The organism is Actinobaculum sp. 352 (genome assembly GCF_003957265.1).
Lineage (GTDB): Bacteria > Actinomycetota > Actinomycetes > Actinomycetales > Actinomycetaceae > Asp313.
On sequence record NZ_RQSN01000004.1, the window covers coordinates 158,100 to 179,312 of the forward strand.

Genomic DNA, 21,213 nt, shown 5'->3' on the forward strand with positions numbered 1-21,213 from the left:
GCTCTGCCCATCGCGCGGAATTGCGCCTCCGCACCTATGGTAGAGGCTCTGGGCAGAGATGCCGCTCGCACCCTCAGAGCGCAAGAAAACAAGCGACTGACCCGCAACACCCAGGGCGGACCCGCAACCACGAAGGTGCAGGCGTTTGGGCAGCGGGTGCTACCCGCGTGGCAAACTGTGATGCTTGCCTTGACGCGAGTATCACCCGGCTATCGTCAGCTGCGGGAGGCCTCGTAATCCGCCAGTAGATCGATGCGACGCTGGTGACGCTGATCCTCGCTGAACGGGGTCTCCAGAAAGGTCTTCACAAGCTCCCATGCCTCTTCGACGCTATGCTGGCGAGCGCCAACGGAGATGACATTGGCGTTGTTGTGCTCGCGGCCGAGAGCTGCCGTGCTCTTATTCCAGGCGAGGATGGCCCGCACGCCCGTCACCTTATTCGCGGCAATCTGCTCGCCGTTGCCCGAACCGCCAATCACAATGCCGAGCGAGCCTGGATCGGCGACGACGCCCTCACCACACGCGATGCACATGGGAGGATAATCGTCCAGACTGTCGTATGTGGAGGCTCCGTGGTCAACAACCTCGTAACCCGCCTCCCGCAGCTTGGGCACTAGGTACTCTTTCAGTTCAAAACCGGCATGATCGGTTGCAATGTGTACTCGCATGTTTCCATGGTAGTGGGTTACTCCGACACAATTTTAGGACATGACGGCAGGTCTTTTCGCCACGGCCATGTCGGAGCCTGCCTGTATGCTTGGCGCATGACAGAAACGCATACTGACTCGCTCGGCCCGGTGCTGGAGGGCGCGGATTCCGCGGTCCGCATTCAAGACGATCTCTTCCATGCCATCAATGGCACATGGCTGGCCACCCAAGAGATTCCTTCCGACCTCTCCTCCTACGGTTCCTTCATGAAACTACATGTGGAAGCCGAACAGCAGGTGCACGAGATCATTGAAGAACTCGTCGCCTTGGCCCCCGCTGAAGGTGAGGCACAGCAGATCGCCAGCTTCTTCCGTTCGTGGATGGATACCGAAACAGCCAATGCGCGCGGAGCATCACCACTGGATAGTGATTTAGCACTGGTTGCAACTGCGTCAGATAAAGCTGAACTTGCCGCCGCCGTCGGGCAACTACTTGCTTCCGGCGTGGGCACCTTCTTCAGCTTCGGTGTTGACTCTGACCTCAATGATCCCAACCGTAATATCGCCTTCCTCTCACAGTCCGGGATTGGGCTTCCCGATGAGGCCTACTATCGCGAGCCCCAACACGCCGAGGTGCTCGCGGCATACAAGGCTTTCGTTCCGAAAATGCTTTCGCTGGTTTTCGGACTGTCCGCCGACGACGCCGCAGCCGAGGCTGCCACAATTATCGATGTTGAAGCCGCTATCGCCGCACATCATATGAACGTCGTCGATACGCGCGACCTGGACAAGGTCAACAACCCGATGCAGTGGAGTGCCTTCACAGGATCAGCCCCCGGCTTCGATTGGGATGGTGCGGTCGCGGCGGCGGGGCTGACGGAGGAGAAACTGGCGGATGTACTGGTCCTGAATCCGGATGCTCTTTCTGGAAGCGCCCGGCTGTGGGCTGAACTTCCGCTGGAGAAGTTGAAGTCCTACACTCGCTGGCGGATCGCCGTCGCCTACTCGAAGTATCTCACCGAGGAGATCGATCAGGCATTTTTCGACTTCTACGGCCGTACCTTGACGGGAGCGGAAGAACAGAAGGAGCGGTGGAAGCGCGGCGTACAACTGGTCAACGGCGCACTCGGCGAGGCAATCGGTAAACTCTACGTGCAACGGCACTTCCCACCCGAATACAAGGCGAAAATGGAACAGTTGGTCGCGGATCTTCTGCAAGCCTATCGGGAATCCATCACGCAACTTGACTGGATGGGAGAGGAAACGAAGAAGAAGGCACTTGAGAAGGTCGACTCCTTCGATCCTAAGATCGGGTACCCGGAAAAGTGGCAGGACTACTCTGCCATGAAGATCGGTGACGATCTGGTGGAAAACGTTCGCCAGGCCACTCGCTTCGAGTTCAACCGCGACATCGCCAAGCTCGGCGCGCCGGTGGATCGCAGCGAATGGTTGATGTCACCGCAAACGGTTAACGCCTACTACAAGCCGACGTGGAATGAGATCGTTTTCCCCGCCGCAATCCTGCAGTTCCCCTTCTTCGATCCCAACCGTGATGATGCCCTGAACTATGGCGGTATTGGCGCGGTGATCGGCCACGAAATCGGGCATGGTTTCGACGATCAGGGCTCAAAGTACTCGGCAGACGGCTCGCTGAACAACTGGTGGACAGACGAGGATCGCACCGAATTTGAAAAGCGGACGAAAGCACTTGTGGAACAGTATGACGCGTATATTCCCGGCGAGTTTGAGCCGGATAGCCCCCACCATGTGCAGGGCGCATTGACGCTCGGGGAGAATATCGGCGATCTCGGCGGCCTGACAATCGGCCTGAAGGCCTACGGCATTGCGCTGCGCCGGGAAGGAAAGACCCTCGCGGACGCTCCTGTGATCGACGGTTATACCGGCGTGCAGCGTGTTTTCCTCTCCTATGCGCGGATCTGGCAGGAAAAGCGGCGCCCGGAGATAATGCAAACCTTGCTCGCCACCGATCCGCATTCGCCCGCCGAGTTCCGTTGCAATGGCGTGGTGAAGAACGTTGACGCCTTTGCGGAGGCGTTCGATGTGAAACCGGGTGACGAGTTGTACCTGCCTCCCGAAGAACGAGTACGTATCTGGTAGCTGTCACGTATAGTTGCCCGCCAAATGTTCTGCCGTGTGGCGGTATCGGTTTCGTCATCGACCGCAAACCATGAATCGGACAACGAGACGCGGACCGAATCTGAGTTTCACGCCGGTTGCGTACGCCGGCAAATGTCAGTTGAGTAACCGATACCGACCACCAGGCCACTGACCTTAGGGAGTCGTCGCGAGGCGATAGCGGCGTCCCCCTGCGTCCCGCTGCAGTATCCCGTTGTCCACGCAGTCGCGGCGGGCCAGCGCAACATCATCGACAAAAACCGCCAGCGCCGCATTCAGTTCAACTTCAGTACACGATTGCCAGCGGTTACGACGAAAGACCTCTTCGCATGCCCTCCGTGCAAGAGGAAGACGTCTTCTTTCCTGCACCGGAAGCTCGATGGGCCCTTGCTCGAAAATAGCCTCTACATCAAGAGCTTCGGTAACCGCGGCGCGTAGCTGTTGCAGCGCATCCGCGTTTAGACCCGTCGCGTCAACGAAGGAAAGCCGATTGACCGGCGCTGACTGAGTGCGGTCACCGCTGAGAACGGCTGCGAGTTCTTTTCGTAGCGAGGGCGCACACAGCACATTGAGAAGCAAACGTATCTCAGACACGGGTTGAGCCACCATTACGCAACAGTCTCCTTAACGGTCAAGAACAGAATCAAGGCGAACACGTAGCTTGGCATACTGGGAACCACGGCCCAATCCGGGGCACACCGAGAAAGCTGTTAACCCCCTCGGTACAAGCCCAACCGCATTCGCCTCACTCAAAAATCGGGCCGACGTTCCGGCTGCGCTTCAACTCGAAGAAACCGGGGGTGCGGGCCAACGCCACACAACCATCCCACAGGTCAAGCGCCGCCTGACCGTGCGGAGCGGGCGAGATCACCGGACCGAAGAAAGCCACGCCGTCAAAGGCGATAATGGGCACACCCACTTCGTCGCCCACCAGTTTCAAACCAGCAGCCGTGGAGGCACGGACAACGTCAGCATACTCCCCCGCTCGGTCAATCAGATCGGCAGGTGCGCCAACGGCGGCCAACGCCTCAGCCAAAGCATCACGCTCATTCAGACGCCCACCCACGAAATGCCTTGTGCCAAGCTCGGTATAGAAACGCCCCAGCACTTCGCTTCCCAGTGTTTGCTCAACCGCGGCGGCCACCTCCGCACCCAGACGCCCCTCTTCGACGTGCGCACGGTAGTCGGCGGCGATGTCCTTGTCCTCGTTAAGAACGGCGAGAGAAAAAGCGTGCCAGTTCACGGAGAAACCGCGCGCCTCGGACACCTCCACAAGCCAGCGGGAGGTAATCCATGTCCAGGGGCACGACGCATCAAACCAGAAATCAACGGTAGTACTCATGCCTCTATCGAACACCCTCGCAGCGCGGTACGCCAGTGATACGTGCCGCATTGTCACGCCAAGTTTGATTCACACCATCCATCTGATGCCCCCGCGCCCATTCGACACAGCCCGGATCTTCGTCACCCACGCTCGATAAAGGCAACACCTTCCGTATGAGCACCAAGCCTATTTGAAATAGTCCGGATATTCCGCAAAGGGGTCGTGCTCACTGTGCTTGACCCAACCGCTATAGACCTCCTCGGCGCTGATACCGGGGAACAACACGGTATGCCCGCTGAAGTCGCCGTCGGTGAACCAGAGCACCAAGTCAGGGTCAGGATGTACCTCCCGCAGCCACACCGCGGCCTCGGCTATCTGCTCCGAGCCGCCATCTATTGACACAAGTCCGCCACCTGGAAAGTGAATCACAAGGAAAAGCGGGCCATCGGCTGGATTCACTTCGAACTCTGCATCACTGATGTACCTGCCGGGGTCATGCCGCATGACCCGACACCGCGGCCATCGTTCCTGGGCCCATTGCAGAAAGGTCTCCGCATCGAACATATGCTGATCAGAGGTCACAGTTATGACGCAGAATCCCACTGACATCTCGGCACTCCTTCGCGCGCACGCAGCCGTGCACCTGACTGAGGGGCTGTGCAACATGTTAGATGTTCCATGAACACGTGGCCATTACCGACGTCGCAGAGAAGGCTCCAGTACGCACAAGAACAGCCCAGCCGCGGCGAGAAGAAAACACATCAGCTCAGTCGTCTCCAGCCCCAGATGGTTCATCAGTGGAGCAGCTAATACCTGGCCAACCGGAACAGCGACAAGCGAACCAAGCATGTCAATCGCAAAGACTCGTGATAGCAGATGCTGAGGAATATCGGCCTGCATCACGTTCTTCCAGGCCAGACTCTGAAAAGCGATCGACGTACCGGCAGCAAAGAAGGCCAAATAGAGCAGTGGAGCGGCGGTGGGCGCGTATCCGATGACCAAGAATGGAAGTGCCTGGCAAACGCACATGATCATTGAACGATACAGCGGCCTACTCCAGAAAACGCGCGCTGCAATCAACGAACCGGCGAGCAGGCCGATAGCCTGGAACGACCGTGCAAAGCCCCACGAGGAACGACTCAGTTCCTCCCCTATGACCCACGGGCCGATCGTCGTCGTGCCGAGTGCTATCAAGGCGTTGAGTAGCGTGAATGAAGCCACCACGGCCCGAAGCCACGGAACCCGAATGAAGTATCGCCAGCCTTCGAGCAGGGCTTGCACGGGTGGCTCCAACGCCGCGACTGCATCAGTTTTGATCCCGAAGAGCAGCATCATGGCAAACAGCCAACACATCCCGTTGACGGCTAGGCAGGCAGGCGTGCCCCACGCCGTGACCAATACACCAGCTACAACGGGACCGATGACGCCCAAAGTGGCACGGACTTGTTGCAAGAGTGCGTTCGCCGCGTTACGTCGCTTCATGGCAACCAGTTCCGGAATGATTGACTGAGTCGCGGGCATCATCAATGCTGCGGCGGCTCCATTGATAAACTCCAAAACCGCTAGCGAGTAGACGGTGGCTAACGCGGTGTACAAAAGCCACGCGGCAACGCACTGTGTCAGCCCTGCGGTCAAACAGCAGACCTGCAACAGCTTGACCTTCGAGCGAGAATCCGCAATCACACCGCCGACAACAACAAATAGCAGCGTTGCCACCGCTCGTGCGGCCAGCACTAAGCCCAGCCCACCCAGCGAGTCTCCGGTATCAATCGCCGCGAAACTCACCGCAATCGGAGCCATTGAAGTACCGCACCAGCTCACGGCTTGGCTGAGGAAGTAGCGCCGAAAAAGCCGCTCGCGTATAGGTGAATTGGAAAACAATGGCGACATGTAACTCCCCGGACTCCCCTTCACCGAATGGGGCGATGGTGTTGCCTTCGCTTGATTGTACCTGTGTAAGTCGTCCATGCAGTTCTGGATGAACGGTACGACAGTGGCCGCGAATAATATTCCCGGGGCATCTCGTGGGTCCAGCCTGTGTATAGCTTGCTTCGGCCGTCACCAGAGTCCATGGCGCCTCCGGCGTCTTGAGTGTTCCTATGATTCTGAGCGCACCCACGTTTTAGGCGTCTCTGCAGTTCCCGGTGGGTGCAATCGAGAATCTCTCTGTAGCGATTCACAACCGAATCTGGGTACCCGCCATCTCACGCCCGGCTGCCGACTCGCACGAGTACAGACCTAAAAATCAAGCCATAGCTTCCTGGTCGCTTTCCACTTCTCCAAATCAAACACATCCGTGAGTATCAACGACCTCGAAATCGCTTTCGCCGCTTTCAGACAAACAATCTGGCATGTGAGAACTCTGGGCTGTTAAGCTCTGATCAAGTTGCGCAACTCACCGGGAAGGTACACGACACGCTATGGTCACCCTCACGAAGAAACGACTGGTCGCAATACTCGCGTCACTCGCAGTGATCATTGGAGCAGCCGTCTACGTAGTGTTCTGGCGGCCGCTTCCGCAAGGCACCCCGGAGCTGAGCCCCGAAATCGAAGTACTTCGCAACCAAGCGATGAGTCTACCGGAACGAGGCCCGCTCGATTTCGGCGACTACTCGATAGTTGTCACGTCCGTAAGTACCACGAATGTTGGTGTCAGTTTCGCTCGAGACGGCAACCATGCTACTCATACCACGATCGCCGTCGGTTCTTCTGAGGAAGTGCTCGGCTGCACCATCACCGTCCTAGAATCACATCCCACACGATCCGACAACGGTTCGGCACTCGTCGCCATCCAGTGCCCCGACGAAGCCTCCGCCACTCACTCCCCCATACCCGATACCGGCCCGTAGTCGGTATTCCGAAGCGGAACCAGCACTGTGACAAGCCGTGGGCGGCAACTGGCTAGCCGCCGCGTTGGGTACTCGAGTCATAGATCCTCCGGTTCTCACCGCTCCTCGCACACCACAGCTCCCCAGCCACACCTCCCAAACCGCAGCTCACGCTTTCGCGTAAGCTTGACCTTGTTCTATATCTGGGCCTGAATTTTTGGAAAGGATACCCATGCCGGGCACCAACCTCTCACGTGCCGAGGCTGCGGAACGCGCAAGCCTCGTCGCCACCGAATCTTATCGAGTGACCCTCGATCTGACCGGTGAATCCGAGACAATCTTCCCATCGGTCACCGAGATCGATTTCTCCGCTACGCCGGGGGCCTCAACGTTCATCGATCTTATAGCCGAGTCCGTTGAACGCATCGTGCTCAACGGGCAAGAACTCCCAACCTCGCTTTTCGCGGACTCCCGCATCGCGCTGAACGATCTCGCGGAACACAACACCCTCCGCGTGGAATCCACCATGAACTACTCGCGTACCGGTGAGGGACTACACCGCTACGTTGATCCGGCCGACGGCGAGGTCTACCTTTACTCCCAGTTCGAGGTGGCCGATGCCCGCCGCGTTTTCGCCTGCTTCGAACAGCCCGACCTGAAAGCCGACTTCACCTTCACCGTGACCGCACCGGCTTCCTGGCGTGTCTTCTCCAACTCGCCCTCGCCTGCACCAGAACTGGTTGGCGACGGCGTCGCCCGCTGGAGCTTCACTCCCACCGAGCGCATCTCCACCTATCTGACCTCTATCGTTGCCGGACCGTACGACGGCGTCGACGGAGCGGTCTATCAATCAACCGATGGCCGCGAAATCCCGCTGGGAGTGTGGGCACGCAAGTCGCTGGTCGAATACCTGGATGCGGAGGAGATCTTCACCATTACTCGGCAGGGCTTCGAGTTCTACGAGGCGAACTACGGCCATCCCTACCCCTTCCGGAAGTACGACCAGATCTTCTGCCCGGAGTACAACGCCGGCGCCATGGAGCATCCGGGCAATGTGACGATCGTCGAATCCTACGTATTCCGCACCAAGCCGACCGCCGCCATGGTTGACCGCCGCGCCATTACTATCCTGCACGAGCAGGCGCATATGTGGTTCGGTGACCTGGTCACCATGAAGTGGTGGGATGACCTGTGGCTGAATGAATCCTTCGCCGAGTACATGAGCCACCTGGCAGCCGTTGGCAACACCCGCTGGTCGGATGCCTGGATCACATTCCTTGCATCCGAGAAAACGTGGGCTCTGGCCCAAGACCAGCTGCCCTCCACACACCCGATTGCCGCCAATATTCGCGATATCGAGGATGTCCTGGTCAACTTTGACGGCATCACCTACGGCAAGGGTGCTTCCGTGCTGAAGCAGCTGGTTGCTTGGGTGGGTCAGGAGGAGTTCCTGGCCGGCGTGCGTAGCTACATCGCGAAGAATGCGTGGGGGAACGCCACCTTACAGGATTTGCTCTCCGAGCTTGAAGTGGCCTCGGGGCGCGACCTCTCCTCCTGGACCAAGCTGTGGCTAGAGGAGGCCGGGCCGAATACCCTCTCCCCCAGCATCACGGAGCGGGACGGCGTCGTCAGCGAACTCTCCATTGTGCAAACAGGCAATGGCCCCGCCTCTCTCAGGCCGCACCGCATCGGCGTCGCCGGGTTCGACCTCGTCGAGGGGAAGCTTGTGCGCACACTGACCACACAACTTGATATTGACGGCGAGCTCACTCCCGTTCCCGATTTTGCCGGTCAACCGCGGCCGGCGTTGATTCTGCTGAACGACGGCGACCACGCGTACGGCAAGATCCGCCTCGACGAGCAGTCACTGAATACCGCCGTGGAGCACCTTGACGCCTTCGACGATCATCTGGCGCGCTCCATCGTGTTCTTCTCCGCCTGGGATATGTGCCGCGACGCCGAGATCGCCGCAACCGATTTCTTGCAGATTGCGCTGAAGGCGGTCCGCGATGAAACCGACGGAACCGTACTGCGTCTGGCGCTGAATAACATTGTCACCGCAACAAATCTGTACTCGGCTCCCGCCCATCGGGAGGCCTTACGGCTCGATGTTGCCAACACCATGTTCGAGATTCTTCAGCAGGCCGCCCCAGGTTCGGATCACCAGCTGCAGATCGCTGCGGCAGCCGGCAGGCTGGCGGTGACCGATGAACAGTTGGACCTGATTGCCGGATGGCTCGACGGTGTGAACGTTCCCGAAGGGTACGACGTCGACGCCGAGGTGCGGTGGACGATTCTCGTAGCGCTGGCTGCGGCCGGGCGCATCGGCGAGGCGGAGATCGCTGCCGAATACGAACGCGACACCACGAGTTATGGGCAGATCTACTCCGCCCAGGCTCGCGGAGCTTTACCCGACGCCGCCGTGCGGGAGGCTGTGTGGAGCGATATCACCGGGCACGAGGTCAGTAACACCGTGCAGCGGAATCTCTGCCTGGGATCGGCGCGGGCAAAAGCAGAATCACTGGTTCCTTACGCGCAGCGCTACTTTGCGGATGCCGAGGCACAGTGGGATAACCACACGGTGGAAACCGCGTCCAATATGCTGGAATACGCATTCCCCTTGCAGTTGACGGGTCGCACCGACCTGGGGGTTGACCTTGTGGCACTGGGAGATGCGTGGCTGGCAGAGCATTCCGAGAGCACTGCACCGGCATGCGTCCGGCTGGTCTCCGAAGTGGTAGATGCAGCGCATCGTGCACTGCGCGCTCAGCAAGTCGACGCGGCAGGGGCGTAATCGCACCACGTGTGGGACCGGTCGCCCTAAGAGAGGGCGCGCTCCCACTAAGAAGTGGATGCTGCCACGCTAAGAAGTGTCGGGTTTTTCAAGAAACTCCGCGAAAAACCCGACACTTCTCGCAATTCCCGACACTTCTCGCCCTGGCATGACCCGCGCGCGGGGACTGCGCTTTCCTTTGCCTGTGGCTTGGGGCTTCCCCTGGCATACCTTGCGCTCAAGAACTGTTCACCGACACGAAGGACTCTGGCGCCCTGCGGATGGCTATTGCACCTCAAAAAACGGCGTGCCCGCCTCAACGCGTCCCTCAGCCAGGAGGCGCAGGTCACCCTGCTGCGCCCCGACCACTACAACGGGCGTACAGAGCGAATATCCCGCCCGCTGCGCGACCGAGGTGTTCCATAGCACAAGTGGCTGGCCCGCCGAGACGCAGTCGCCCGGGGAAACAAGAACGGTGAATCCCTCTCCAGCCAGGTGCACGGTGTCAAGGCCGAGGTGCACGATAACGTTGAGCGTCCCGACGCCCGCACCGTGCGTTTCCGTGCCCGCAACATCCGTCCCCGGGCCCGCAGCGTCAGCCACCAGCGCCGCCGTCTCGCCTCCCGGCTCGCCGACGTCGTTTCCCAACTGCTTCAACCTTGTGCCCGGCCGGGCGGCATCCGTCTCTTGAATCGCGGCAGGTGCCTGACGCCCGGATTCGCTTCCTGCGCTGCCGACGGCTCCGTTCACACCACGTTCACTGCCCTCGGCACCGCGCACACCACGCCCGCCGTCGTCGGACTCGGAAACTTCGCCGTCGTCACCCAACACCTCAATGACGATCCCATGCGGTTTGGCCTGGCGAACAACGCCACGACACGGTGAGACAACCGTCAACCCACCAGCAAAGGGGTCAATGGCGAATCCGGGCCCCACCATGGAAGCGGCAAACACCGGATCCGGCACATCCTCCATGGCGCGAATATCGCCCGACAACGGCGCAAGAAGATGTAGACGCATTGTTTCCTTCAAAGTCCGAATTGATGGCGGAGATCGTCGCCCGGTGACATCGCGATACCACGGGGCGGCAATGCCGCCAAGGCGAAAACGGCGGGTGCCTGATGCCCACCCGAGTACCGAGGGCAGCCAACGCACTCCAGGCGCTGCGCCGCAGCGGCTCAGCCCACCGTGCCGGAAGATGTGCCGCGCGCTGTTACGCCCTACGCCGGGCGCGGCAGTGACTCGCCGGCAGGCCTGTCACTGGCAGGGCTCGTGGTCTGGTTAGTCGTCCAACAGCGAGGTCATCGACTCGCCAAGGTTGTCGGCCACCGGGCCGACCACCACCTGCACGACGGAGTCTTGCAGAACCACCCCGAAAGCGCCCGCGTTGCGCAGCGCGTCCTCATTGACCTTCTCCGGATCCTTAACCTCAAGGCGCAGTCGAGTAATGCAGGCTTCTACGTTGTTCACATTGTCTTTGCCGCCAACAGCGTCAAGCAGCTCTTCCGACCTGATATCCATGTCCGCTCCACTCTCCGCCAGCCAGGGCGGGTCGATGCTGTTCAGTTTCAAGGATAGCCGCCCGAGGGCGACACGTCCCGCAAGCTGGTGAAACACCGGCCAGCGCGTTGACATAACGGGCCAGCCCCAACTGCATCGACTGCCCGGCGCCCGTCGCGGCCATCGGCACGCGGGCGCGCAAGCGAACACCCGCGCCTACAACAATCCGAACCCGGTCCAACCGCGCCAACGCACCTGTGCCCGCCCAACCGCATCTCGGCCGCGCCAACGCGCCGGCGCCGGTCTAAACGCGCCACGGCGGTTCCATCCGCACCCGGCCGCGGCCGCACATACTGCTATTGCCGCGCGGCTCGCAACTCGGCCGTGAACGCTGCCAACAGTGACTGCAGCCGCGCGTTATTGGGCAGGTCCTCTACCAGCACCACCTGCTCGCTGCCATCGGCCAGCGGAATCCGCCAATTGGGATACTCCTGATCAGTGCCCGGTTGATTCTGCGCACGCCGTTCGCCCACCGCGTCCACAAGCGCCACGCCGAGCATTTCGGCGGGTGCGCGCGCTATAAAGCGGTACAGCGCCTCGACCACCTCGCGCTCCGTCGGGTCCTCCCCAACCAACTCCTGCTGGCGCAGCCGCTCCAACAATCGCTGCCGTTCCGCAGCGGCATCATTGCGGACCTTCTCTGCTGGTTCCGTCAGAAGCCCCAGGCTCTCTCGCAAATCGACATGCTCACCCGCCAGATACCCAGCGGCCGGCGGAAGGTCGTGCGTGTCCACGGTTACCAGAGCCTCGCGGCGGTATGCACCGGGTTCCTTGAAGTAGCCGTTCTCCTGCTCGAAAAGCATCACCGAGGTACCAAGAATGCCCCGCTCACGCAAGTAGTCACGTACCCACGGTTCCACGTTTCCAAGATCTTCTCCCACGACGACGGCGCCCGCCCGGCGGGCCTCCAGCATTAAGACGCCAACCATAGCCTCGTGATCGAAACGCACATACGTCCCTTCAGATGGGCAATGCCCATCGGGAATCCACCACAGGCGGAAGAGCCCCATGACGTGGTCAACCCGCAGCGCGCCGGCATGCCGCAGTACGGTCCGTGCCATGTCACGCAAGGGCGCGTAGGCCATCCGGCGCAGCGAGTCCGGGCGCCACGGCGGCTGAGACCAGTTTTGGCCCTGCTGGTTGTACATATCCGGCGGGGCACCCACGCCCACGCCCTCCGCGAAAGCCTCCGGAATCGACCAGACATCCGAGCCATGCGGATGAACGCCGACGGCGAGGTCGTGGAAAATCCCCAACGCCATGCCGGCAGAGCACGCACTGCGTTGCGCGTCTTCAAGCTGTGCGTCAATAATCCACTGCAGCCAGGCATAGAAGTCGATGCGTCCAGCCAATTCGCGGCGCTCATTCGCCGCATAGGCGGAATCGGGCCGCGCCAGATTCTCCGGGAATTCCTCGCCATACTTCTCACGCAGCGCGCACCAGAAGGCAAAGTCCTCCAGCCCCTGGCCCTCCTCGGCACGGAATCGCTCGAATGCGCGTTGTCTGGCGTCCGAACGCCCGAAGTTGAAAATCACCTCAAGGGCACGCCGCTTGGATTCCCACACGCTATCGCGGTCGATGTTCTCGTTACGCAGCGACGCAGCCTTCGGTTTCTCCGCCGCCCAGTGCACCAATGCCCGTTGAGCGGCCGGCATATAGGCGACCTCGCGGATATCTTCCGGGCGAATGTAAATCGGGTTGAAGAAGCGCCGGGTGACGGGTAGATAGGGCGACGGTGACATATGCCCAACCGGTTCCGCTGCGTGCAACGGATTAATGAGGATGAAATCGCCCCCGCTCGCACCGAAGAAGGAACACATCTCCTTCAGGTCAGCTGTGTCTCCAACACCCCACGAGTCACGCGAACGCGTGGAATAGAGCTGCGCCATGATGCCCCAACCCGAGGCTCCACGCTCGGACGGCAGTCGGAGACGCTGCGGCACAACGATAAGCGGCGCGTCGTATTCGACTGACTCCACCGCGGCGGAGGTGATGACGCTGGCGCGCAGCGTGTGGTAACCCAACGGAAGGTTTGCAGGCAGGGTGAAACTCGCCCGGCCAATCAGTGTGCCATCGACATACCGCGGGGGAACGTAGTCATCCCGCTGGGTCAGGGCACGTTGACCGCCGTCTTCCAGCACCGCCGTCAAGGTTACGGATGCCCCATCGGGCACATGGGCAGCAACAGTGCCTTCGGTGTCACGGCGAATCACCGTACACTCGGGAAGAACATTGTGCCATGGCTGCATATCGACGTCGGCCAGAGATGCGCGAGCGCTCTCTTCTGTGGTCGCGTCAATTCCCATGGCGGCTAATACGGCTACGAGTGTATGGTCGGCCACCGATGTTAAGTTGCCGTCATAGGACCAATACTCTGTCTCCACGCCGCAAGCGTGTGCCAGCTGAGATAACAGTTCCCGATCCGGGACGTTTTCCCTCATGACGCTCCCTCTGTGTCATAGCACGGACGTCTTCGATCACGTTCAGAAATATCTTGCCAGATTCCGCAAGCTTTTTCATAAGGTCTGCGGCAAGTCGCGTTGCAATCTGAGCGGTTCACGCAACGGCCGGTAACTTTCTTACATCCCGAGGTAGTCTGTGGCAGCCCCAGAGCCGAGGAAACACCGGCCTTCACACGGTCATCCTGAACCATTTGTCCTTCTGCCATGCAAGAAACGCTCCTTGACACCATCGGGAACTTCTTCGGCCCGCTGAGCATCCAATGGGCCGGAGCGGCCCGGACATCACACGGACCGCTTGCATGTGCGAGGCGCCAGACAACATCTGGATCGCGCTTTCCGCCACAGATTTTGCACAGATGTGCGCAATTCCGTGTCAGAAGGGCCGTTCGGCCACACCCTCTAGCCGCTCCTTTAGGTAACATGATGGCGTTATTAGCCAACCGTGAAGGACTCGTTCCATGTCGTCCACTACCGTCGAGCTGCCGTCGGTCGATACCGAACCACTGGCCTCGGTGCTCAATACACTGCGCCTGGAGCGCCTTGGAAATAACCGTTATCGCGGCAACAACATGCCACAGCTCAGCGGCCGCGTCTACGGCGGGCAAGTTCTTGCCCAGGCAACCGTCGCAGCTTCAGACACCTTGGGGGTAGCCCCGGAAATCCGACTCGCGCATTCAATCACCGCGGCCTTCCTGCGCCCCGGCAGGGTCGAAGTACCCACCGAGTTCATGGTTGAAGAACTTAATGACGGACGTTCCTTCTCAACTCGAAACGTCTCCGCCTTGCAAAACGGTCACATCATTTTCACGGCACGCGTTTCCTTCCAACTGCACCAGCCCGGTCCATCTTTCCGCACTCCAATGCCGGATGCTCCCGCACCCGAATATCTGCCATCCTCGGTTGATTTTTTTGCAGGGTTGGATTCGCATTGGGGGCATGTCATGTCAACCACGAACGCCGTCGACCTCCGCCATGTTGATGGCGATATCTATATTCGCCCCGCCGAAGACCACAGCACACATCAACAGATCTGGTTACGCACACGTTCCCCGATGCCAGAAGGCTCGTCAAAACTTCTGCAGCGGGCCATGTTGGGGTATTCCGCCGACCAATTCATGCTGGAGCCGGTTATGCGGGCAACCGGTCTCCACTGGGCGAATACGGACGCCTCGCTGGCAACCCTGGATCATTCCATCTGGTGGCATCGCAACTTCGATATGTCGGATTGGATCCTGGCCGATCTGGAGAGCCCGTCCGCGCAGAATGGCCGCGGACTTGTTATCGCCAAATTCTTCCAAAATGGCCGCCACATCGCCACCATGTCGCAAGAAGGAATGGTACGGGTCCGCACCGTGACGCACCGGGAGGACTGATCGAGGGCATGCGACCGGATGAGAGCCACTGCCCTACCGGCGAACTCAAGCGCTTCCGAGCGTTCGGATACGTTCGAGCATCCAAATAAGGCACGATTAGCGCCTCTCAAAACACCTTGAAGCCAGCCCGGCGGAATATATCACGTGCCTCTTCCGTCTGCTGGGCGCTGGGAGGCTTGGTGCCTTCGAGCTTGTACTCAAGTCCGAGGTTATGCCACTTGTCGCGGCCCATCTGGTGGAAGGGCAATACCTCCACTCGGCTGACTGATGGCCACCGACCAGCGATCTGCGCAACCTTGCGGATATTGTCTGGATCGTCGGTCAGCCCGGGGACCAAGACGAACCGGACCCAGATTTCGATGTCACGCTCGGCCAGGCGGTCCCCGAAGGCAATCGTGGGTTGCAGCATGCGCCCAGTGACCTTCTTGTAGGTCTCCTCGTCGCCAGACTTCACGTCGAGCAGCACAAGATCGACGTCGTTAAGCATCGCATCGCTGGCGTTCGCCCCCAAAAAACCGGAAGTATCAAGAGCGGTGTGGATGTCCATGGCCTTGGCGCCGCGTAGCAACTTGCCGACAAAAGCCGACTGCATAAGCACCTCACCACCGGAGAGAGTGATCCCTCCCCCGGTTGTAGCGAACACCCGCCGGTAGCGCTTCATCCGCCGCAGCAGTTCATCGGCCTCCACCGGATGCCCGTCGCGCATCAGGAAGGTGTCCGGGTTGTGGCAATACAGGCATCGTAACGGGCACCCGTTGAGGAAGATCGTCAAACGAGTACCCGGGCCGTCTACCGCAGTAACGAGCTCCCACGAATGAATCGAGCCCAGCGTGCCCGCGCGCATACGCGCCAACCGATCCGCGCGTTCCAGATCGGTGAGTTCGACGAGGCCATCCGCCCCCGCTCCCTGCAGACGGGCCGCCGGGGCCAGGAAGTCCTGGTCGCCGGCGGCCGCCATTACCGCATTGGGCATTGAAAACCTCAGGCGGACTGATGGAAGGTACGGGAGAGCACGTCCAGCTGCTGCTCGCGTGTGAGCTTAACAAAGTTCACCGCGTAACCGGACACGCGAACCGTCAGGTTCGGATACTTCTCCGGGTGCTCGATTGCGTCCTCGAGGGTGGAACGATCAAGAACGTTAATGTTGGCGTGGTACAGGCCCTGCACGCCACCCTCGTTCTCGCGCGCCGCCTTCATTGAGGCCAGACGCTCCTCGTATGTTTTGGTTGCCATGTTCCGGCTCCTTTTCTTTAACTGTTGGTTAGTGTCTTGTAAACGAAACTCAGTCGCCCTTGGTTGCATCGACGGCGCAGGACTCATCCGGGACGAATCCGGCATCAAGGATACCGACCAGGTTGGTGACCTGCTCTTCCTTGTTGCGGCCCAGACCGGACGGGGTGATCGTATTGGTCAGCGAGATGCCGTCCAACGCGTCGTTATAGTCCAGTTTGCCAACGGAGAGCATGGAGGCGACCATGCCATGCGTATCCATGCCATTCTCCGGGTTCGCACCCGGTGAGAACGGTGTTCCCTTGACATGCCCCGAGGGGAACGAGCCGGTGTTGCGGCCATAGACCACATTAGAGGTAATGGTCAGAACCGACTGGGTCGGAATGGCATCCCGATACATCGGGATCTCACGGATCTTACTCATAATCGTGTGCACGATCGTGGCAGCTATGTCATCGGCGCGGTCGTCGTCATTACCGTACTTCGGGAAGTCGCCTTCCGTTACATAGTCGACGACGAGCCCGGTCTCGTCACGCACCGGGGTCACCTTCGCGTACTTAATGGCGGACAGCGAGTCGGCAACAATCGACAGGCCGGCAATGCCACAACCCATGGTGCGGGTGATCTCGGAATCGTGCAGCGCCATCTCGATCGACTCGTAGGCGTAACGATCATGGCAGTAGTGAATGATGTTGAGAGCCTCGACGTACGTGCCGACCACCCAGTCGAGCATTTCTTCATACTTCTGCCACACATCGTCGAAGTCAAGCGGGCCGTCGCCCACAACGCCTTCGTGGTCGGGAACGACCAGCTTGCCGGTCATCTCATCGCGGCCGCCGTTAATGGCGTACAGCAGCGACTTGGCGGCGTTGACACGCGCGCCGAAGAACTGCATCTGCTTGCCCACACGCATCGGCGAAACACAGCACGCGATCGCGGCGTCGTCGCCCCAGTGCTCGCGGATCTGACCGTCAGACTCGTACTGAATAGCCGAGGTCTCAATCGAGATCGAGGCGCAGAACTTCTTGTAACCCTCCGGGAGGTTTTCGTCCCAGAAGATCGTGATATTCGGCTCCGGTGCGGGACCGAGATTGCGCAGGGTCTGCAGCAGCCGGAAAGACGTCTTGGTGACCAGCGGCCGACCGTCATCGCCGAATCCCGCATCCGACCATGTGGCCCAGTACGGGTCACCGGAGAAAATCTGGTCGTAAGCGATCGTGCGCAGGAAGCGGACAATACGCAGCTTCATGACGATGTTGTCAATAAGTTCCTGTGCCTCCGCCTCGGTCAGTGTGCCCGCCTTGAGGTCGCGCTCGAAGTAGATGTCGAAGAAGGCGGAAAGCCGTCCGATCGACATGGCAGCGCCGTCCTGGCTCTTCACGGAGGCGAGGTAGGCAAAGTAAGTCCACTGCACAGCCTCACGGGCATTCTGTGCCGGGCCAGAGATGTCAAACCCGTATGAAGCCGCCATATTCTTCAGCTTCTTGAGTGCCTTGATCTGCTCGGAGTGTTCTTCGCGGTAGCGTGCCCAATGCTCGGAGAAAGGCTGGTCAACCACCGCGTCGCGCATCGTTTCCTTATCCGCGATGAGGCGGTCCACGCCGTAAAGCGCAACACGGCGATAGTCACCGATAATACGGCCACGCCCGTACGCATCGGGCAGGCCGGTGATGATATGCGAAGAACGCGCGGCGCGAATGCGCGGTGTGTAGATATCGAAGACCGCGTCATTGTGTGTCTTGCGGTACTTGGTGAAGATCTTCTTGATCTCGGGATCTTCTTCCTTCCCGGCTTCACGGATCGCCGTCTCAACCATTCGCCAGCCGCCGTTCGGCATCATGGCCCGCTTCAGCGGGGAATCGGTCTGCAGGCCAACGACGACGTCGTCGTCATCGCTGATGTAGCCGGCCGGGAAAGCATCGATATCGGCAGGAGTGTGGGTATCGACATCGAGAATGCGAACCTTCCGCTCCTCCGACAGGTAGTCCTTCTCAAGGGTGTCCCAGAGGCGGAGCGTCTTCGCCGTCGCTCCTTCTAGGAAGGACGCATCGCCTTCGTAGGGACTGTAGTTCTTCTGGATGAAATCGCGGACGTCGATGTTCTCCGTCCAGTTACCTGTAGTAAAGCCAGCCCATGCCTGTTCGACAGAGGACTCAACGGCTTCCTCGGTACGCTCCATTGCTTCACCTCTCATGAAGGGTTTCTCTTGTCTTGATCAAAATGACCATGTACGCCGACCACATGACCATATACGACCGAAGCGGCCGACTAGGACTATTGTCCACCATTACGCCGAAAAATGCTGTGACACTGCTCGCTTTGATCCCCTTTTCAGGCTGATCGCGGTTAGGCCATACACACTCCTTTGCTGTATCCACGCCATTTATCATCCCTGCGACACAGCTTATGTGAGATTGCTCCACCTCAGAGGTCTGCGCGTCGCGGTCCATCGAGACGCAGATGTACGGGGCGCGGGAGCGGTGCCGAGGCGGTACGGCGGCACGCCTGCCTGGCCGAGGCCGCGGCACCCACCGTCAAAGCGTTAATCGACGGGTAGGTGCCGCGCGTGCCTGGCCGAAACGTGGCAGGTGCTTGACCGAGTCGTGTGGTGCGTGCCTGGCCGCTGGATCGGCTCAGATAGCGGTGTACCCTCCGTCCACTGGAACCGGCACACCGGTGACATAGCTGGAAGCAGGAGAGGCCAGGAACAGCACTGCCGTATCCAACTCCCCTTCGTTGCCGTAGCGTTGCTCGGGAATGCTCGCCTTCGCGTGCTGCTGGAAGAAGTCTGAGTCGAGGGTCTCCGTGGTCAAGTCGGTATAGAAGTAACCCGGGCAAATCGAGTTGACCGTAATGCCGTGCTTGCCCCACTCCGCAGCGAGTGCACGCGTTAAATTGACCACACCGCCCTTTGCCGCATGGTATGGCGCGGAACCGGCAACCATATTGCCGACAAGACCATACATGGAGGCGATATTGATGATCCGACCGTAACCGGCGGGGATCATGGCCTTCTTCGCCACGGCGCGGGCCACACGGAAGGTGCCGAAGAGATCGATTTGCATCTCGTTCTCGAACTGCTCGTCAGTAATGTCCTCAGCGTTGTCTACTGCTCCGGTACCCGCATTGTTCACCAAAATATCCACACGCCCGTACTCGCTAAGGACTGTATCAACCATGGCATCGACGCCGACCGTATCGGTGATATCGCAGCGCACTGCGAGAGTCGGCACGCCGAACTCGTCGGCGATCTCCTTGGCGACGGCGTCGATACGCTCTTTGCGGCGTGCCACCGCCACGATGGTGGCACCCGCACTGGCCAGGGCCTTGGCCATCTGCACGCCGAGGTCGGCTGAGCATCCGGTAACGATGGCGACACGGCCGGCAAGATCGAAGTAGTTGCGGTTCACGTGAATCCCCTCCGTTGGGATCGGCAATGTTGTGGTCGGTTCTTCGGTGTGCCGAAACGGCTAGCAAAGGGCAGTCATTTCGATCACTGTTCCGAGTATTCGCCACATCGGTGGCGCCGACCCTCTATGTGGGCCCACTTATGCCGAGCAGACGAATCCGACACCGGTAATTGTAAGGGTTCTCTTCTCTAGGTTGCTAGCACTTGCGGAAACATGCCGCCACACGGTGCCGGCCATTAGTCCCTCGCTGTCCGGCAGCGCACAGCGCGCACACGGCAGAGAGGAGGCTGGCATGGAGCCGCGCGACGGGCGCCGCACGTAGAGGCGTGATGATCGGTCTCTCCTTGGGCTCGATGCGCGAGGTTCGGGCCACCCGCAGGTGAAGGAGCGATGGGTGGACCGCGTCATTACCGCGCCCCACGAACAACTCGCCGCCTGCTACCGCTCCTGTCTGCCCCTCACGCTGGATCACGAGCTCGGCTCGATCATGTTCAGCTGCATCTCAACCGGTGAATTCCACTTCCCCCACCAAGAGGCGGCGCCAATGGCCGTCGAAACGGTCCGCAATGTTCTGTGCCGTGCCACGCACCTACTTATGACAATGAGGAAATTGTGCGCCACATGGTTGCCGAACAGAGCGACCTGCGGGTGCCCAGCCGACTGCTTGCCCTCTGCCCACGCTGCGGCGAGTTGATGACGACGAATCTGCGTGCCGATGACACCTTCGTGGAAGACGACGGCTGGCACGATGCGGCAGCTCGCTACCGCGACTTCTTGCAACGCCACGCCGAGGGGCGGGTGATGTACTTAGAACTCAGTGTCGGTGGTGATACACCAGGTATTATCAAGTACGCCTTCTGGCGATCAACCGCCGCAAATCCGCATGCCACCTATGTGTGCAAACCTTGGTCAGGCCTTCACCCCGCAGGTGATCGTCGACCGCGCGCTGCTGTTGACCACCGACTTGGCGGAACTGCTGAGCAACCTTCGTGGAACCGCCGAATAGGCGGGGTCCCACCGCCATCCGCGTCGTCGACCGTTGTCCGCATCAACGTGTGCCGGACGGGCCACGCAATCACGTTGCCCGTCAATCCACCAGAGCCGTTGAAGGCGCTGCACGAGTACCGACCGATAGCGGGTGCTGATCGCGAGTCACGGGGTTCGCCGTGACTCGTGGTCGCCCTGCGCACTGGGAGCAGTTGGCGCAGCTAGGAACGCCGACTCAGAGCTCTCCTTATCGCTGGGATAAACCGGCGGCTCCGCGGAGTTCGCTTCCGGTGTGTTCCGGTTCCGGATGAGGTGGACAACGCAGACAATCACGATGGCGGTGATCGCGATACCTGCGATCCAGAAGTCGAACCTGAGGATGTTGTACATCAGGCCTTCACCTGCGGACGGCACATCTTCTTCCCCGCGTGTGGCGGCCGCCGTCAATACCTGCATTGCCATGAGCATCCGCATTGGCCTGTC

The 21,213-nt window shown here is 60.1% G+C and carries 19 protein-coding genes; 6 read left to right on the plus strand and 13 right to left on the minus strand.

Annotation, left to right across the window (positions count from 1 at the left end; genetic code table 11):
• Positions 1 to 215: 215 nt before the first annotated feature.
• A complete protein-coding gene (locus EKN07_RS05820) occupies positions 216 to 668 on the minus strand; it encodes a ribose-5-phosphate isomerase (protein WP_108715980.1) in 453 nt (150 codons plus the stop codon).
• A 96-nt stretch (positions 669 to 764) separates the two neighbouring features.
• On the opposite strand from EKN07_RS05820, the gene EKN07_RS05825 reads away from it, so the two are divergent.
• The gene (locus tag EKN07_RS05825; RefSeq protein ID WP_126145867.1) at positions 765 to 2,765 is read left to right on the plus strand and encodes a M13-type metalloendopeptidase; all 2,001 of its coding nucleotides are present in this window, start codon (positions 765 to 767) and stop codon (positions 2,763 to 2,765) included.
• A gap of 174 nt (positions 2,766 to 2,939) precedes the next feature.
• On the opposite strand, the gene EKN07_RS05830 is transcribed toward EKN07_RS05825, so the two are convergent.
• The 4 genes from EKN07_RS05830 to EKN07_RS05845 form a co-directional block, all read right to left on the minus strand.
• A complete protein-coding gene (locus EKN07_RS05830) occupies positions 2,940 to 3,392 on the minus strand; it encodes a DUF2087 domain-containing protein (RefSeq protein ID WP_108715981.1) in 453 nt (150 codons plus the stop codon).
• Positions 3,393 to 3,528: 136 nt separating this feature from the next.
• Entirely contained in the window at positions 3,529 to 4,125 is a 597-nt protein-coding gene (locus EKN07_RS05835) for a DsbA family protein (RefSeq protein ID WP_108715982.1), read from the minus strand.
• A gap of 168 nt (positions 4,126 to 4,293) precedes the next feature.
• Positions 4,294 to 4,716 carry a hypothetical protein gene (locus EKN07_RS05840; protein ID WP_108715983.1) on the minus strand — a complete coding sequence of 141 codons (423 nt, stop codon included), beginning with the start codon at positions 4,714 to 4,716 and terminating at the stop codon, positions 4,294 to 4,296.
• Positions 4,717 to 4,800: 84 nt separating this feature from the next.
• A complete protein-coding gene (locus EKN07_RS05845; RefSeq protein ID WP_164505502.1) occupies positions 4,801 to 5,997 on the minus strand; it encodes an MFS transporter in 1,197 nt (398 codons plus the stop codon).
• Positions 5,998 to 6,527: 530 nt separating this feature from the next.
• Here EKN07_RS05845 and EKN07_RS05850 point away from each other — a divergent pair.
• Complete coding sequence (locus tag EKN07_RS05850; RefSeq protein ID WP_108715985.1) at positions 6,528 to 6,956, plus strand: hypothetical protein; 429 nt, start codon at positions 6,528 to 6,530, stop codon at positions 6,954 to 6,956.
• Positions 6,957 to 7,167: 211 nt separating this feature from the next.
• A complete protein-coding gene (gene pepN, locus EKN07_RS05855; RefSeq protein ID WP_108715986.1) occupies positions 7,168 to 9,729 on the plus strand; it encodes an aminopeptidase N in 2,562 nt (853 codons plus the stop codon).
• 264 nt (positions 9,730 to 9,993) lie between these two features.
• Here the strand turns inward: pepN and EKN07_RS05860 are convergent, their stop codons facing one another.
• From EKN07_RS05860 to malQ, 3 genes are all read right to left on the minus strand, one after another.
• A complete protein-coding gene (locus EKN07_RS05860; protein WP_108715987.1) occupies positions 9,994 to 10,728 on the minus strand; it encodes a PTS glucose transporter subunit IIA in 735 nt (244 codons plus the stop codon).
• A 261-nt stretch (positions 10,729 to 10,989) separates the two neighbouring features.
• Positions 10,990 to 11,229, minus strand: coding sequence for a PTS transporter subunit EIIB (locus EKN07_RS05865; protein WP_108716708.1), 240 nt, complete (start codon positions 11,227 to 11,229; stop codon positions 10,990 to 10,992).
• A gap of 335 nt (positions 11,230 to 11,564) precedes the next feature.
• Positions 11,565 to 13,709, minus strand: a complete 2,145-nt coding sequence (malQ, locus tag EKN07_RS05870; protein WP_108715988.1) for a 4-alpha-glucanotransferase — start codon at positions 13,707 to 13,709, stop codon at positions 11,565 to 11,567.
• A gap of 479 nt (positions 13,710 to 14,188) precedes the next feature.
• Between malQ and EKN07_RS05875 the strand changes: the two genes are divergently transcribed.
• On the plus strand, positions 14,189 to 15,103 hold the full coding sequence (locus EKN07_RS05875) for an acyl-CoA thioesterase domain-containing protein (RefSeq protein ID WP_108715989.1): 915 nt from the start codon (positions 14,189 to 14,191) through the stop codon (positions 15,101 to 15,103).
• Positions 15,104 to 15,209: 106 nt separating this feature from the next.
• Here EKN07_RS05875 and pflA read toward each other — a convergent pair whose 3' ends face one another.
• The 4 genes from pflA to EKN07_RS05895 form a co-directional block, all read right to left on the minus strand.
• Positions 15,210 to 16,076 (minus strand): pyruvate formate-lyase-activating protein, encoded by an 867-nt coding sequence (gene pflA / locus EKN07_RS05880; protein WP_126145868.1) that lies wholly within the window; start codon positions 16,074 to 16,076, stop codon positions 15,210 to 15,212.
• Positions 16,077 to 16,084: 8 nt separating this feature from the next.
• Positions 16,085 to 16,336, minus strand: a complete 252-nt coding sequence (gene grcA2, locus EKN07_RS05885; protein ID WP_108715991.1) for an autonomous glycyl radical cofactor GrcA2 — start codon at positions 16,334 to 16,336, stop codon at positions 16,085 to 16,087.
• Between the two features lie 49 nt (positions 16,337 to 16,385).
• The gene (pflB, locus tag EKN07_RS05890; protein ID WP_241228144.1) at positions 16,386 to 18,527 is read right to left on the minus strand and encodes a formate C-acetyltransferase; all 2,142 of its coding nucleotides are present in this window, start codon (positions 18,525 to 18,527) and stop codon (positions 16,386 to 16,388) included.
• A gap of 439 nt (positions 18,528 to 18,966) precedes the next feature.
• Complete coding sequence (locus EKN07_RS05895) at positions 18,967 to 19,743, minus strand: SDR family oxidoreductase (RefSeq protein ID WP_126145869.1); 777 nt, start codon at positions 19,741 to 19,743, stop codon at positions 18,967 to 18,969.
• Positions 19,744 to 20,137: 394 nt separating this feature from the next.
• Between EKN07_RS05895 and EKN07_RS05900 the strand changes: the two genes are divergently transcribed.
• Complete coding sequence (locus EKN07_RS05900; protein WP_241228145.1) at positions 20,138 to 20,437, plus strand: macro domain-containing protein; 300 nt, start codon at positions 20,138 to 20,140, stop codon at positions 20,435 to 20,437.
• Positions 20,365 to 20,913 carry a hypothetical protein gene (locus EKN07_RS12530; protein ID WP_164546606.1) on the plus strand — a complete coding sequence of 183 codons (549 nt, stop codon included), beginning with the start codon at positions 20,365 to 20,367 and terminating at the stop codon, positions 20,911 to 20,913. Before EKN07_RS05900 ends, EKN07_RS12530 begins: the two co-directional genes overlap by 73 nt.
• Here the strand turns inward: EKN07_RS12530 and EKN07_RS05905 are convergent.
• Positions 20,896 to 21,204, minus strand: coding sequence for a hypothetical protein (locus EKN07_RS05905; protein ID WP_108715996.1), 309 nt, complete (start codon positions 21,202 to 21,204; stop codon positions 20,896 to 20,898). The genes EKN07_RS12530 and EKN07_RS05905 overlap by 18 nt on opposite strands.
• Positions 21,205 to 21,213: the final 9 nt, after the last annotated feature.

Bases quoted from the DNA above. Each gene is read 5' to 3' on its own strand.
- EKN07_RS05820 (WP_108715980.1), bottom strand. From the start codon at position 668: ATGCGAGTACACATTGCAACCGATCATGCCGGTTTTGAACTGAAAGAG.
- EKN07_RS05825 (WP_126145867.1), top strand. From the start codon at position 765: ATGACAGAAACGCATACTGACTCGCTCGGCCCGGTGCTGGAGGGCGCG.
- EKN07_RS05830 (WP_108715981.1), bottom strand. From the start codon at position 3,392: ATGGTGGCTCAACCCGTGTCTGAGATACGTTTGCTTCTCAATGTGCTG.
- EKN07_RS05835 (WP_108715982.1), bottom strand. From the start codon at position 4,125: ATGAGTACTACCGTTGATTTCTGGTTTGATGCGTCGTGCCCCTGGACA.
- EKN07_RS05840 (WP_108715983.1), bottom strand. From the start codon at position 4,716: ATGTCAGTGGGATTCTGCGTCATAACTGTGACCTCTGATCAGCATATG.
- EKN07_RS05845 (WP_164505502.1), bottom strand. From the start codon at position 5,997: ATGTCGCCATTGTTTTCCAATTCACCTATACGCGAGCGGCTTTTTCGG.
- EKN07_RS05850 (WP_108715985.1), top strand. From the start codon at position 6,528: ATGGTCACCCTCACGAAGAAACGACTGGTCGCAATACTCGCGTCACTC.
- pepN (WP_108715986.1), top strand. From the start codon at position 7,168: ATGCCGGGCACCAACCTCTCACGTGCCGAGGCTGCGGAACGCGCAAGC.
- EKN07_RS05860 (WP_108715987.1), bottom strand. From the start codon at position 10,728: ATGCGTCTACATCTTCTTGCGCCGTTGTCGGGCGATATTCGCGCCATG.
- EKN07_RS05865 (WP_108716708.1), bottom strand. From the start codon at position 11,229: ATGGATATCAGGTCGGAAGAGCTGCTTGACGCTGTTGGCGGCAAAGAC.
- malQ (WP_108715988.1), bottom strand. From the start codon at position 13,709: ATGAGGGAAAACGTCCCGGATCGGGAACTGTTATCTCAGCTGGCACAC.
- EKN07_RS05875 (WP_108715989.1), top strand. From the start codon at position 14,189: ATGTCGTCCACTACCGTCGAGCTGCCGTCGGTCGATACCGAACCACTG.
- pflA (WP_126145868.1), bottom strand. From the start codon at position 16,076: ATGCCCAATGCGGTAATGGCGGCCGCCGGCGACCAGGACTTCCTGGCC.
- grcA2 (WP_108715991.1), bottom strand. From the start codon at position 16,336: ATGGCAACCAAAACATACGAGGAGCGTCTGGCCTCAATGAAGGCGGCG.
- pflB (WP_241228144.1), bottom strand. From the start codon at position 18,527: ATGAGAGGTGAAGCAATGGAGCGTACCGAGGAAGCCGTTGAGTCCTCT.
- EKN07_RS12530 (WP_164546606.1), top strand. From the start codon at position 20,365: ATGGTTGCCGAACAGAGCGACCTGCGGGTGCCCAGCCGACTGCTTGCC.
- EKN07_RS05905 (WP_108715996.1), bottom strand. From the start codon at position 21,204: ATGCGGATGCTCATGGCAATGCAGGTATTGACGGCGGCCGCCACACGC.